This is a genomic window from Lachnoclostridium phytofermentans (assembly GCF_000733755.1).
In the GTDB taxonomy this organism is placed as follows: Bacteria; Bacillota; Clostridia; order Lachnospirales; family Lachnospiraceae; genus Lachnoclostridium; species Lachnoclostridium phytofermentans_A.
The window spans coordinates 459,501-473,629 of sequence record NZ_JPOF01000006.1 but is presented as its reverse complement, the minus strand read 5'-3'; the positions used below and the strand labels follow the sequence as shown (position 1 = coordinate 473,629).

Genomic DNA, 14,129 nt, shown 5'->3' with positions numbered 1-14,129 from the left:
GTAGCATGGGACGACAAACAAAGAAAGAAAAGTTAGAAAAAAAATTAGAGATGAATTATGAGAAGAAGCATAAAAGAAGATTTAAGATGACCTGGAAGGATTTGATTTTTGAAATCATAAATCACAGTTTCTTTTTCATATTTACTTTAGCGTGTATTTTTCCTTTTTACTATATCTTTATTAATACAGTTAGCGATAATGATCTGGTTCGTAAAGGTGCGATTAATTTTATTCCACAGGGCTTTCATATTAAAAACTATTTAGCACTTGCGAATGTGAATGATCTGATTACTTCCTTAACGGTTACGGTATCAAGAACATTAATCGGTACAGTATTAATGGTTGCAGTGTCTGGTTTTGTTGGCTATCTGGTTACTAAAAAAGAGATGTGGGGAAGAAAAATTTGGTATCGTTTTATTGTTGTTACGATGTATTTTAATGCAGGTCTGATTCCTTGGTATATCAATATGTCGATGCTAGGATTAACAGATAACTTCTTAGCTTATATCATTCCGGGGATTGTAGCTCCTTATAACATTATTTTGGTTAAGACATACATAGAATCAATACCAGCGGAACTTGAGGAAAGTGCACAGATCGACGGAGCAAGCTATATGAAAGTATTTCGAACAATTATTTGGCCTCTTAGCAAACCTATCCTTGCAACGATAGCCATCTTTGGTGCAGTTGGTAACTGGAATTCCTTCACAGATTCTCTTATCTTAATGCCAAATGCTCCACAGCTTCACACCTTACAGCATAAATTATATTCCTACTTAAATGCTGCTACAAACCTTAAGGGCGTTATGAGTTCTGGTGGAAGCTCGGTTTCAGGTTCTGCTTTAAATAATATATTGAATGCAAAAACAATCAAGTATACCATTTCTATGGTGACTATAATACCTATTCTTTTGGTTTATCCCTTTATGCAGAGGTACTTTGAAAAAGGTATTATGTTAGGTGCTGTAAAAGGATAAGATTTGTATTTCACGTCACTACGATGTGATAATTTATGATGTTAGCATCTCAAAAGTGATTCATTAGGATTGTTTTGGGGTGTAGATATAACATAAATAAGGAGGAATTAAGATGAAACTGAAGAAGATTTTAGCGTTAACACTTGCGTCTGCCATGACCTTTTCCTTGATTGGTTGTGGATCAAAAACGACATCAAACGAAAGTGTTACAGACACTCCAACAGCAACAGAAGCACCAAAGAGTACGGATGCTCCGAAAGCTTCCGCTACACCTACACCAGAATTAGCAGAAGCAGCTGATTTGGCAGACATTATACCACAAGAAACTCTTACATTGAATGTGTATTCACAGCTTGCAAACTATGAGGGCATCCAAATTGGATGGTTTGCAGATGTAATGCTTGAAAAATTCAATGTAAAACTCAACATTATTAACGAAGGAGATGGCGTATTTTCCACTCGTATGGAATCCGGAGATTTAGGAGATCTTGTTGTATTCGGTAATGATGGTGACCAATACAAACAAGCAGTGGAAAAAGGAATGTTGTTTGATTGGGAAGACGAAGATCTTGTAAAAAATTATGGTCCGACTATTTTTAAGAATATGAGTGCTGCACTAGAAAAAAACAGGAAAATCTCGAATGATAATGTGTACGGTATTGGCTATAACGTAGCATTAAATGGCGGTAGCTTTGGTGATTTCGATTATCATCCTGATATCCGTTGGGATTTATATCAACAGATTGGTAGTCCTGCAATCAATACCTTAGAGGACTATGTTGATGTATTAAAGAAAATGAAAGAAGTATGTCCAACCTCAGATTCTGGAAAAGAAACCTACGGTGTATCCTTATTTAATGATTGGGATGGCAATATGGTTATGTTTGTAAAGGCTACTGCAACAAACTTCTTTGGTGTTGACGAATTCCATTTTGGTTTCTATAATGCGGATGATGGATCCTTCCAGGACTGTTTGGCAGACAATGGTTATTATTTAAGATCCTTAAAGTTCTATAATAGCTTATTCCAAAACGGTTTACTTGATCCGGACTCCATGACCCAAGGGTATGCTGGATGTAATGAAGATTATCAAGATGGTGGTGCATTCTTCTGTATCTTTAGCTGGATGGCAGCTCCACAGTATAACACGGATGAACACATGGCAGCGGGAAAGAAGATGCTTCCAGTTGCAGCAAAAGATCAGGACACCTTAGTTTATGGTCTTAATACCAATGGTGGTAACCGTATCTGGTCAATTGGTGCTAACACAAAGTATCCAGAGCTATGTATGGCGATTACTAACTGGTTATGTACAGCAGAAGGATATTTAACTTCGGAATACGGACCAAAGGATCTTTGTTGGGAGTACTTACCGGATGGATCCGTTGATTTAACAGAGTTTGGTTTACAGTGTATCATGAACTACCAAGTTAACATGCCAGAACCTTACACAGGATACTGGATTGATGGTCGTCAGCAAATTAATAATACTACATGGGATAAGAATACAGAAATCTTAGGTGGTGTAAATGGTCAGACTTACAACTATTTATATTGGCCACGTTACTTAAATCTTCCTGTATCCGAAGTTGATCAGAGCTGGAGAGATGCTACTCAGACTGATAGTTTTAAAGAATACTTATCTCAATTTGATTATTCCGTTGCAAAGGCTCATACCTATTCTGATAGTGTAAGAAGCGAAGAACTTGATACTACATGGAATCAAGTAAAAGAATGTATCAAGAATGGTTCTTGGAAAGCTATTTACGCGAAGACAGATGCTGAATTTGATGAAATTGTTGCTCAGATGAAAACAGATGCTAACAATTATGGTTACCAACAGTGTGTAGAATGGAGTGCAAATGAAGCTACTCTTCGCCATGCTGCAGAAAATTAATTAAAGATAACACAAGAAAAAGAACGCTCACGATCTTTTCCTTGTCATGAATAAAGCGGCTGTTGCACTTATATGTAGCAGCCACTTTTTGAAGGGAGAATACGATGCAATTATTTCAAGTGGATAGTCCATTGTATAAATTCTTACAACGTTTTTTAGATGTATTAATCTTAAATTTTTGGTTGATTGTTTGCTGTATTCCTATTATTACAGCAGGGGCATCGATTACTGCCGCCTACAGTGTAGCATTAAAGATGGCAAAAGAAGAAGAAGGATATATCACAAAATCATTCTTTAAGGCATTCAAGGAAAACTGGAAGCAAGGGACTGTTTTATGGGTAATTACTATAATATGTAGTTACATCATATATCTTGATTTTGAAGTGTATCGTTCCTATGAAGATGGACCAGTAATACTATTAATAATTGGAATTTTAGCTTGTATTGCATTTTTTAGTTCTATGATTTATGTTTATCCACAAGCAGCTAAGTACGAAAATACGGTGAAACAGTATATCAAAAATTCACAGCAAATTACCATACGATATTTTGGGAAAACAATGCTTCTAGTTGTTGTCGTTGCAGTTGAATTATTATTAGCTATTTTTAATTCGGTTACCATATTCTTTGCTATATTAATTGGCCCGGCAGTAATTATCTATACGATAAGTGGAATTTGTATTAAAATTTTTGATGAAATTGAATTAGAAACGAAAGATGCTAAATGACGAAAACGAGAAGATGCTAAATGATGAAAACGGGAATACGTAAAATGACGAAAATGGAAGACACATTACAAATGAATAGGAAAAGAGGAATAATTTATGGTGAAAGCAGTATTTTTTGATTTGTTTTTTACATTAATTGTACCAAACTATCTAAATGAAAATAATGAATATGATGTTCTCAAACTTACAAAAGTAGAATGGGAAAGCTATGCAGAAAACGACGAACTCTATAAAGAGCGAGCATTAGGCATTGTAAATGATGAGGTTATCATAATAAAAAAGATTATAGAAATGATGCCATATGATGCAACAAGTGAGCAGATAGAAGAGATTGTATATCGGCGTAGCGATAGAATAAAAAGAGCTTTATTAACTGTAAAAGAAGAAATAATTGAGACAATCAGATCTCTAAAGGAGAAGGGGATTAAGATATGTCTTATCAGTAATTCAGATTGTATGGACTGTAAGTTTTGGAATCAATCCCCCTTATCGGAGCTTTTTGACTCTGCCGTGTTTTCTTGTAATGTTGGTATGTTAAAGCCAAATAGTGGAATTTATGAGTTTGCTATGAATAGTATCGGAGTAAAACCGGAAGATAGTCTATTTGTTGGGGATGGAGGTTTTGAGGAACTATTCGGAGCAAAACATGTTGGTATGAAAACAGTATTCACTGAATATTTAGATAAAAAAGATAACAAAAGAAGAAAAGTGTTAATGGAAGAAGCAGATTATTACATAGATAGATTTAGGGGATTATTAGAGATAGTTTAACTCAATGGAATTTACGTACCTTCAAATTTTCTTTCATTATTTAAGAATATAGTAGGCTTTCTCATAGTATGATGATGAGAACTAAATCAAGAACTAAATCATGAACTAAATCAAGAACTAAATCAAGAACTAAATCAAGAACTAATCCAAGACCTAACTCAAGAAATAAACTAATTACTTAACTTTGTACGGGAATAAAAAAGAAGATTTCAATATTATGAAATCTTCTTTTTTAGAGGGAGTAAATATAGGTACCGAATAAATAAGTCAATTTATTTTTTTCTACTCCATTATCTAATCAACAATATCTTGATTCAAAACGAGTATCAACATACTGCATTATTATACTGCTTCATTTGATTGCTGAGATGGAAAAACTACAGTTAAAAGCATTTTAAAGGCTTCTTTTGCATAAACAGAGTGCGGTTTTTTGGCAGGCATAATTAGAGTCTCACCAGCATTTACAGAATATACAGTACCATCGACGGTAAATTGACCAATACCCTCAAGGACAGTTACCATAGCGTCGCCAGAAGAGTCATGGGTACTAATTTCTTCGTCTTTGTCAAAGCCAAATAATGTTATACTAATCGCAGAATTTTGAGCAAGAGTCTTACTAACAATTTGACCTGGCTGGATTGATACCTCATCGGTAAGTTTACTTATTTTTTCGTGTGGAAAATTCTTTATATAAACACTCATGCTATGTTCCTCCCTTACTTTGTTTCAATTGCTCCGACTGGACAATTATCTGCTGCTTCTAATACATCTGCTTCTAAATCTTTTGAAACATCTTCAGTAATTGCTTTCGCAAGACCTTCCTCTGTCATATGGAATATGCTAGGGCAACTATTTGCGCAAAGGCCACAACCGATACAATTTTCTTTCACATAAGTTATCATAATAATTTCTCCTTCCTATGGTTCCCTTTTCTGTTCTTATTATAAATAATTAAAAATAAAATTTCGGTTGGAAAAACAACGAATAGCGGCAAACTCAACTAAATATCTAAGAAGAAGTATATCAAGAATGAATCTTTTCATTATATAGAGTATAAACAAATGAAGTCTTCCTATTTTAAAGTATAGTACTAAGTCCTATTGTTTCTTTGAATATATAAGGATATCATAGAAAGTAGTAATATACTATCTGATGAAAAGATCAACTAATGGAAACATCAGTTAAAAGAAGGGAAATTTATAGTGAACCATATTGGAAGCATAATAAAAGAATATCGTGATATGTTAGGAATGAATCGTACAGAATTAGCGAATAATATTTGTACAGAGAAATATATTTATCTTATTGAAAAAGGAGAAAGAACCCCATCTGCAGATATGATTAATATGATTGGTGAACGTCTGGGGATCGATTTATTTGAATATTATAAGTATTTAGGTTGTTATAATCCAATACTTGTGCGAGATGCGATTCTGCACTTTAATGAGTGTCGAAGGAAAGGTGACTTTTATGAAATTGAAAAGATCACAAAAACGATTAGCCAGTTTGAAGATTTTAAATTAATACCATGGATATATGAGATTGAGTTAAATCGAATTTCGTGTAATATATTTAATCGAAGAAATTACAATGTGGCTATTGATGAAATGAATATAAATTTGAAAAAAATGGACAGTAAATACATAAATAGTTATTATGCAGCAAATCTTAATACGTTACTATCTATCTGCTATCAGCTAACAAATAATTATGGACATGCTCAAATAGCGATTTCTAATGCAGAGGATATTTTACAAAACAAACAAGGGATAGATAAATACAAGCAAATTAATACGCTAGTTAAAGTTAGTTCTATGACCTTAACTTACATTTTCGGAGATTTTGATTTAGTTATTAAAAAAGGGAAAGCGCTGCTGCAATATCTCCATTCATTTAGCTCTTATTTGAGTATTTATTATGCTTACTTTTATATAGCTTTTTCCTACTATAAGCTTGAGAATGTCGAAGAAGCAAGTATTTATTATAAAAAGGGAATTAATTGTTTATTGGTTGAAGAGAAACAATTGGATGTTTATTATTTATATGAAAAGGATGTTTTTAAAGAATTATTCCACCAAAGCAATATGAACCAATGTACAGTAAAGGAATTTATGGAGAAGTATCATTTAATGAAATAGAGTAATTGATAAAAAAATTAAAACGAGGTGGTTGTCATCATGAAAATTAAAACAACTCACATGCGTCTTGAATGTAGCCACACTTGCCCAATTTGAGGGGTAAGCTAACACATAAATTTACATAAAGAAAATAACATATATCTTTATGACAGTTTTATTGAATATTCAAGATGTATCGACACTTATTCATGTGCGAAGTCTGAGTGATTTAGTTATAAATCTCCATTCATAAATTGTTAGAACATAGGAAAGAAAAAATAAAACAGTTAAATTACATCATTTGGAACAATTGTTCCATTTATTTCTTCCATATTTCGCTATATGATGTATGAAACATCATATATGTTACAAGTAATGACAAATAATGATTTAGAGAAGAAAGTGGTATAAGGCGTCAGTTTCATGGGATATTTATACATATTTTAGTTTGTCTTAAAGAATAATAGAGAGGCAGAAAAAGAACGAAAGACAAACTTTGTAATAACTGAAAATAATATATTTTGATTTTTATCAATGTTGTCATCATTATCGAAACACTCCTTTCTGTGATATATGGTTGATTTGTTTAGGCAATATCGCAATACCATAAATTGAGAAAGGTTATTTTTAGTTAAAGTATCCTATTATTTTTTTACTGACCGTGATTTACACTGAATGGAGGTTATATATGACTAAGTTTAAACATGCAAAGCGGAAGCTTAGCTTGTTGTTTGTTTTCATGCTGGTTGTTAATATGATTAGTAGTAATATACTAGGAAATACCAGCTCAATTAAAGCGGCAAGTTTACCAGAAGAGTTTTGGTTAACATCTGTTGCTATGGAGAAAGATGGAGCTGTGATTCCGTGGGATCAGCCGATAGAGATTGCTGAGAACACCAGAATCTCTCTTTTTCTTGCTTGGGAGATTGCTAACGGTGCTCCTATAGCGGATGGTGTCCAGAAAACAGTTCAAATACCTGATATTTTCATACCAGTGGGAGGAACTGCTGGATCTATGATGATGATGATTGAGGGTAATAAAGAAGAAATTGGAACTTATTTGATTGATAGTAATAATCTTCTCACTCTTACCTTTAATGATATGTTAAAAACAGGCGGAGATTATGAAGAGGATCGAAAAGGTGATTTAATCCTTGATTTTAACATAGATGTAACTAAGTTCTCCGATGATGCATCTAAATTGATTGATTTTGGTTATGAGGCATTACGAATACCAATTACTGTGAAAAGTCCGAGCTCTCAGGGAAGCTACATTACCAAGAGTGAGACACATGAACTAGAGAATCCTTCTTATATTGACTGGACAGTTGATATCAATACAAAGTTAGATGTAATACCAGATGCTTTAATATCTGATCAGATACCGAATGGGCTATCCTTGCTAACAGATAGTATCATGGTAAAGAAACTAAAGGTCTCTTATAATGGAACAGTAACTGGCATCGGAGAGGATGTGACAGCTTCTGTAAAAGCTGCAACCGGTTCTGCAATTACTACAACTGATTTTACATTGGACATTGGAGAAATCAGAGAAGCATATCGAATCTCTTATCGAACTAATATCACAGAGTATGGAAAATCAGGTTATACCAATAATGCAGTATTAAAAAATGGAGCAACGGTACTTGGAACTGATTCTAAAACAATCCCTTCTTTAACTAGGGGATCTTTGCTCGAAAAATCAGGGAATGCAGTTAAGTATGACGGAACGAATTCGAAAAAAATTGAATGGACAATTGATATAAATAAAGCTGAAATGAAGCTTACGAATGCACAGCTTGATGATCCTCAAGCTACAGCGACTAATCAAACAATCAAAAATAGCACCATAAAGGTATGGGAGCTAAATAAGATTGGAGGAACTTGGAGTAAAGGCAGCGATGTAACGAATAGCATTAAAGTGCTTAATGGAAAAGATGCCAGTGATGATTTAACATTCCCTGTTCAGTTGGGTGATGTTAATAAGAAGGCATATCGGATAACATTCGATGCAGACATTGATTATCCCTCTGACTATACGCCTAAGATTACTTGTACTAATGAGGCAACATTGACAGCGGATGATGGGATAACAGAAAAAGCGAATGATACAGTGGAAGTAACCAGAGGTGCTCTTCTTACAAAGGAGTCAACGGGAGAGACCATTAACTATGGAACAAAGGCAATTTCATGGAGATTGGTAGCAAACCAAGGGAAACATACGATTACGAATGCTACATTACATGATAATCTGCCAGTTGGTTTAACCTTAGAGCGTAATAGTATTAATATTACTATAGGTGGGGTTAAGAAAAACTTATCTGATTTCATTGTAAATCCTAACAGTGGAGATATCATTGGCGCAGCGGTAAATGAAGACCTAACAATAAACTTTGGTACTATCAGTGAGCCGGTTATTATTGAATATGTCACTGCGATTAATGATCCTGAATTATTTGGAAGTAAATTTAACAATGAGGCATGGCTTACTGGTGGCGGAATTGGTACTGGAAGTGGACCAGGAAGCAGCTATTTAGAGGTTATAAGTAAAGATACTACTCCAACTATTAAGAATTATTTTACGAAGCAGAAAGCAGGTAGTTTATCAGTAACTGAAGATGTGGATGGAGAGAAATATGATGGTTTGAATTATGCTACTAAGACTATGAGCTGGAAGCTTAAAATCGAACCAATTAAGGAAGGTATCACAGAGTTAGAGATTATTGATACCTTCCCGAACAAGGGGCAGTATTTTTTAAAGAACTCTTTAAAATTTATAGCGAAGGATGGAACACTATTAAAGCTTGGAATTGATTATACGATTAGTGATCTTGATGGTGCGGATGTAAGTTATCAGAAAGGATTCAAATTAGTATTAAATTCGGGAGTTACTCTTAAGAATCAGGAATATTATATTTATTATAAAACGAGTTTTAATAAAGATTTATATCCTACCATTGAGAAAAATACTTCTTCGGTAAATAACGGAAGTGCTGTTTACAATAATAAAGCGAGCTTTACATATAAACCAGAGGGTAAAACGGATAGAACATCCCCAGTAGAGTCTACGCATTCGTATGATGTGAATTATGTCACCCACAACCAAGGTGACAAAACAAGTACCCAATATAGTCTTCAGGATAGAGAAATTACATGGGAGATACTTGCCAACCATCAAGGAAGAACAATAAACGGAAGTGAGCTTGTAGTTACAGATAAATTCTCGGAAGGTCAGGTTCTTGATGAAGACTCTCTACAGGTAATCCAATATGAGGTAAAACCTGACGGAACTCGTACCGATGTTAAAACTCTAAATAAAGGAACAGACTATACGTTTGCAAAAGATACTGATGAACTTGGATTTACTGTAAAGATTGGAACAGCTAATAAAGATATGCCTCATCGAATTCAGTATAAAACCAACATAGTCGGATTATCCAAACAAAAATACACCAATACTGCTACTATTGAAGGACTTCCTTATAGTGCAGAGGTAAATAATAATTATTATAATAAGTTCCTTAGCAAGACCACAGTGGATGGTAGTATTACGAACGCTTATCAAGATGATGAAATTCTCTGGAAAGTAGTTCTTAATGAAAGCCTTTCTGAAGTTAAGAATGCTAAGTATGTGGATAAGATTAGCGGTGGCCATGAATATCTTACTGGAAGTCTTAAGGTATATGAGATTAATCGAAGCAATAATGGCGCAGGTACAAAGATAACACCCGCCCTTGTGGAAGGTCCAACGACTTATTCCTTGGTTCATGCTAGAGATCTTGCCACTGGTGAATGGACACTAATCCTAACCTTTCATCAAGATATCCATAAACAATATCAGATTGAATATTCAACTGTTGTAACTAAGGCTACAGGAAGTATTACGAATACAGCTGAATTCAATGGAAGTGAAGTTTCTTCTTCGGACTCGGGTGCTCATGAGACAAAAACGTTTAGTATATCACAATCTTCCTCGGCGACAGGTACTGGTAGCAGTCCTAGGGGAAGTTTAAGAATAGAAAAGGTTGATTTAGCTACAGGGAATCTCATTACCAATGCATCGGCAAAATTTGAATTATATTACTTACTGAATGGGAATCCATTTGTTGTTGGTGAGTCAGAAAAAGATACTGTCAATGGAGTTTTACTCTACAATTCTGTACCAATTAATAAAGATTACTACCTAAGAGAGATCGATGCTCCAACAGGATATCTTATCGGTGACACTACCCAACCAATTAAAATTGATAAAGGTAGTATAACGAGAGGTCAGCCTTTAACTCTACAAGTTAAGAATGAGAAGCTAGAAAAAGAATTAAGAATCACTAAGGTAGATTTGAATAATACAGCAACAAAGCTTTCAGGTGCCGTATTTAAATTATTTAAAATAACATCTACAGTCCCCCTTGTAAGAACACAGGTGGGAGGAAATTACACTACGGATGGTAGTGGTGTTGTAACGATTAGTGGATTAGTTGACGGAGACTATGAACTAGAGGAAGTCACAGCTCCATCAAATTATCAACTACCTGGGAATCGTATCACCAAGATAACAATCGATAAAGATAAGGACTACGAAGATCTTGTAAAGGATAACATAGTAAACTATACCATTACTAACGAGAAGCAGTTAGCACTTCATATTACCAAGGTGGATTATGAGGATAGCAACAAAGGCTTAGTAGGTACAGAGTTTACATTATATCGAACTGATGTTATTCCGGAAGTACAAATCGGTGGAACCTATACCACAGGTTTCGATGGGAAACTACAAATTACAGGATTAAGTAGTGGAACTTACCGATTAGTTGAAACAAAAGCTTCCTTGGGATATCAACTACCAGATAACCCAACTACTGTTATTGCTGTTGATGCAGCGCATGATCTTTCTTCTGATGGTGTGAAGGATTACGCAGTTACTGTAGATAACATTACGAATAAGAAACTTAAATCTGTTCTTGTTAAAAAAGTAAGTGCTGAGGATCCTACCCTTGGACTAGAAGGTGCAGAGTTTAAACTTTATGATGCTTTTAATAATCAAATTGGAGGAACCTATAGAACTGATGCTTTAGGTGAATTTACGATTGAAGATTTGGAAGTTGGAGTTTACAAACTTATTGAGACAAAAGCTCCAGCAGGCTATTTTCTTCCAGATTTAAGCCTAAGGGTAACTCCGATTATCATTACTCATAATACAGACTACGACTATATTCTTCCGGGAATCACGAATCAAATGCTTCGATCGATAAAAATAGTAAAAATCGATGAAGAGAGCCTGATTCCTTTGGAAGGAGCAAAGTTTGATGTTTATAAAGATGGGTCTAAAATCGGAACTTTAACTACTGATGTAAATGGTGAGGTAGAGATAGATGGTCTGTTGTTAGGTGATTATACATTTGTTGAAACCACTCCGCCGACAAACTATCAGATGCCAGCAAATCCTAACACCATAGTGAGTCTTAAACAAGGTGCTGCAACTACTGTAACAGAGACTATTACTAATAATAAGTACAGAACCGTTGAAATTACAAAGGTAGATGCCAATGACAATGGAATCTTCCTTGAAAATGTCGGTTTCGAGCTTTATGACTCCAATGGACAGTTTGTAGGAAAAGGAGATACAGACCAATCCGGAAAGCTTACCTTTGACAACTTGGTATTTGGGACCTATACCCTGAAAGAAGTTAAATCCCCTACAGGATATCAAGGAATCAATAAACCGATTGAGTTTGTATTGGATAGAACTTCTCCTCTTGTATACGAATTGACAGTTGAAAATAATAAGATCAGTGTAACACCACAACCACCGTTTCCTATTGATCCAGGTACATCAACGCCAACTCCTACACCAACGCCGGAGCCAACCAAACCTGCAACGCCAACACCGACACCGGAGCCAACCAAACCAGTAAAACCAACACCTACTCCTAAGCCAGAAAAGCCAGTAAGTCCAACACCGACACCAAAGCCTGAAACAGATGAGAAGGTAACCACACCGAAGGAAGAGCCAAAAGAAGGCAAGGTGCCAGTAACCGATAAAGAAAAGCCTGAGGTTTCTGAGAAACCAAAGCATGGTACAGTAACTGTGGATGAGGGTGGTAACTGGACTTATACTCCTGATAAGGGATATACTGGTAAGGATGAGTTTGTCATAAAGGTTAGTGATGATGATGGAAAGGAAGAGGATTTCTTCTTTGAAGTTGACGTCGAAGAGGTACCTTTGGGTAATATAGATGTAGATAAAGAGAAGGATAATGATATTAAGGAAATTCCGAAAACTGGTGAAACTGGTATTCCAATTGAGCTGTTATTTGGTTCTTTAATGATCATAGTGGGGGTTGTTATAAGAAAAAAAACTAAGTAGTGATGAACGTTAAGACTATTTGTAGGAGACAACTTAATCTTATAATTACGATTCTAACAAAGTAATCAGTAGTAAAACAAGGGAAAGTACGTGAAGTGTGCTTTTTCTTGTTTTACTTTTAGAAATCGCTAATTAACAGGTAGAAAGACCTATATTTTAATATTGATGAACATTATAGAATGAAATTAGTAAACTACGCTAACTAAAGTTGGAGCTTTCCAACGATAATAGCAAACCTAGTGAAAACTAGCGACGCAAAGCTATAGGGTCTTCCTTAGATATTCTAAGATGGCAGCCAGTTACCGAAAGGAGAGTCTTATGATCTCAAAGAGGATTTTTAAAACATTATTTTTATTGCTGTTTTTGTTTTCTTCTTTATTATTTAGCATTGATAAAGTTCAAGCAAATACCATAGTTGAATTAGATGAAAGCCATTTATCAGATGGCTATGTATCAACGAATCTAGAGGAGACGAAGAATTCCGCATATGTAATTGTTATTAGCAAGGATAAAGAGTCATACAATTATTCTGTTGTTGACGGTGGAAAATATCCTTTCATTTTAGGAAATGGAACATATCGAATTATGATAGGTGAAAAAGTGAAGGGGAATAAATATCTTAGTATCTTGCAAAAAGATATTAAAGTCGATATGAAAGATGAAACTTCCGCATATCTTCAGTCGAATAAAGCAATCGATTGGGAAAATGAAGACAGTAGAATACTTAAAAAAGCAAAAGAGTTAACCAAAAATTCTAAAACAAATTTGGAAAAAGCAAAAGCCATTCATAGTTATATTACAAAAAATTATACTTATGATAATAAAAAAGCAGTTAGGGTATCTAAGGATTATGTTCCTAACTTAAAAGATTTTTATAAAATCCAAAAAGGCATTTGTTTTGACTATGCTACATTAACAGCAGTAATGCTTCGCAGTGTAGGTGTTCCAACGAAATTAGTAAAAGGATATGATTCAAACAACCCTAACATTTATCATGCTTGGAATCAATTTTATGATGAATCTACAGAACAATGGGTTACTATAGATACTACGTATGATGCTACAGTTAAGGCATCAGGAAAAAAGATTAAATTTAAAAAAAGTGTTGAAGATTATATAGTAGAAAAAGCTTATTAATTGAAAAAACATATGGATAGAAAAAACATATAAATAAAAAAAATAGTTAATAAAAAAGGAATATTAATAAAAAAGCATATTAATAGAAAAACATATTAATAGAATGAGTATATTAATAGAAAAAGTATAAGTAAAGAT

Annotated in this window: 9 protein-coding genes and 1 riboswitch; of the genes, 7 read left to right on the top strand and 2 right to left on the bottom strand. The window is 34.3% G+C overall.

The genetic code is table 11. The features are described 5' to 3' along the window. Positions 1-5: 5 nt before the first annotated feature. From CC92_RS0115440 to CC92_RS0115425, 4 genes are all read left to right on the top strand, one after another. Positions 6-977: a carbohydrate ABC transporter permease gene (locus CC92_RS0115440; RefSeq protein WP_242841405.1), complete on the top strand. Its 972-nt coding sequence runs from the start codon at positions 6-8 to the stop codon at positions 975-977. Between the two features lie 112 nt (positions 978-1,089). After that, positions 1,090-2,874 carry an extracellular solute-binding protein gene (locus tag CC92_RS0115435; protein WP_029505351.1) on the top strand — a complete coding sequence of 595 codons (1,785 nt, stop codon included), beginning with the start codon at positions 1,090-1,092 and terminating at the stop codon, positions 2,872-2,874. A gap of 104 nt (positions 2,875-2,978) precedes the next feature. Further along, positions 2,979-3,602, top strand: coding sequence for a YesL family protein (locus CC92_RS0115430; protein ID WP_029505352.1), 624 nt, complete (start codon positions 2,979-2,981; stop codon positions 3,600-3,602). A 96-nt stretch (positions 3,603-3,698) separates the two neighbouring features. Further along, positions 3,699-4,373 carry an HAD family hydrolase gene (locus CC92_RS0115425; RefSeq protein ID WP_029505353.1) on the top strand — a complete coding sequence of 225 codons (675 nt, stop codon included), beginning with the start codon at positions 3,699-3,701 and terminating at the stop codon, positions 4,371-4,373. A gap of 342 nt (positions 4,374-4,715) precedes the next feature. Here the strand turns inward: CC92_RS0115425 and CC92_RS0115420 are convergent, their stop codons facing one another. Next, on the bottom strand, positions 4,716-5,075 hold the full coding sequence (locus CC92_RS0115420; RefSeq protein WP_029505354.1) for a cupin domain-containing protein: 360 nt from the start codon (positions 5,073-5,075) through the stop codon (positions 4,716-4,718). A 14-nt stretch (positions 5,076-5,089) separates the two neighbouring features. Further along, positions 5,090-5,275 carry a ferredoxin gene (locus tag CC92_RS0115415; protein ID WP_029505355.1) on the bottom strand — a complete coding sequence of 62 codons (186 nt, stop codon included), beginning with the start codon at positions 5,273-5,275 and terminating at the stop codon, positions 5,090-5,092. A gap of 300 nt (positions 5,276-5,575) precedes the next feature. On the opposite strand from CC92_RS0115415, the gene CC92_RS0115410 reads away from it, so the two are divergent. From CC92_RS0115410 to CC92_RS21095, 3 genes are all read left to right on the top strand, one after another. After that, positions 5,576-6,511 (top strand): helix-turn-helix domain-containing protein, encoded by a 936-nt coding sequence (locus tag CC92_RS0115410; RefSeq protein ID WP_029505356.1) that lies wholly within the window; start codon positions 5,576-5,578, stop codon positions 6,509-6,511. Positions 6,512-7,178: 667 nt separating this feature from the next. Continuing rightward, positions 7,179-12,854, top strand: coding sequence for a SpaA isopeptide-forming pilin-related protein (locus CC92_RS0115405; protein WP_029505357.1), 5,676 nt, complete (start codon positions 7,179-7,181; stop codon positions 12,852-12,854). A gap of 219 nt (positions 12,855-13,073) precedes the next feature. Further along, a riboswitch (cyclic di-GMP riboswitch) is annotated at positions 13,074-13,161 on the top strand. Between the two features lie 11 nt (positions 13,162-13,172). Next, positions 13,173-13,991, top strand: a complete 819-nt coding sequence (locus tag CC92_RS21095; RefSeq protein ID WP_051669046.1) for a transglutaminase-like domain-containing protein — start codon at positions 13,173-13,175, stop codon at positions 13,989-13,991. Positions 13,992-14,129: the final 138 nt, after the last annotated feature.

What these genes read in the sequence shown, in the direction of transcription:
- CC92_RS0115440 (WP_242841405.1), top strand. Translation starts at nt 6, where the DNA reads ATGGGACGACAAACAAAGAAAGAAAAGTTAGAAAAAAAATTAGAGATG.
- CC92_RS0115420 (WP_029505354.1), bottom strand. Translation starts at nt 5,075, where the DNA reads ATGAGTGTTTATATAAAGAATTTTCCACACGAAAAAATAAGTAAACTT.
- CC92_RS0115415 (WP_029505355.1), bottom strand. Translation starts at nt 5,275, where the DNA reads ATGATAACTTATGTGAAAGAAAATTGTATCGGTTGTGGCCTTTGCGCA.
- CC92_RS0115425 (WP_029505353.1), top strand. Translation starts at nt 3,699, where the DNA reads ATGGTGAAAGCAGTATTTTTTGATTTGTTTTTTACATTAATTGTACCA.
- CC92_RS0115405 (WP_029505357.1), top strand. Translation starts at nt 7,179, where the DNA reads ATGACTAAGTTTAAACATGCAAAGCGGAAGCTTAGCTTGTTGTTTGTT.
- CC92_RS0115430 (WP_029505352.1), top strand. Translation starts at nt 2,979, where the DNA reads ATGCAATTATTTCAAGTGGATAGTCCATTGTATAAATTCTTACAACGT.
- CC92_RS21095 (WP_051669046.1), top strand. Translation starts at nt 13,173, where the DNA reads ATGATCTCAAAGAGGATTTTTAAAACATTATTTTTATTGCTGTTTTTG.
- CC92_RS0115435 (WP_029505351.1), top strand. Translation starts at nt 1,090, where the DNA reads ATGAAACTGAAGAAGATTTTAGCGTTAACACTTGCGTCTGCCATGACC.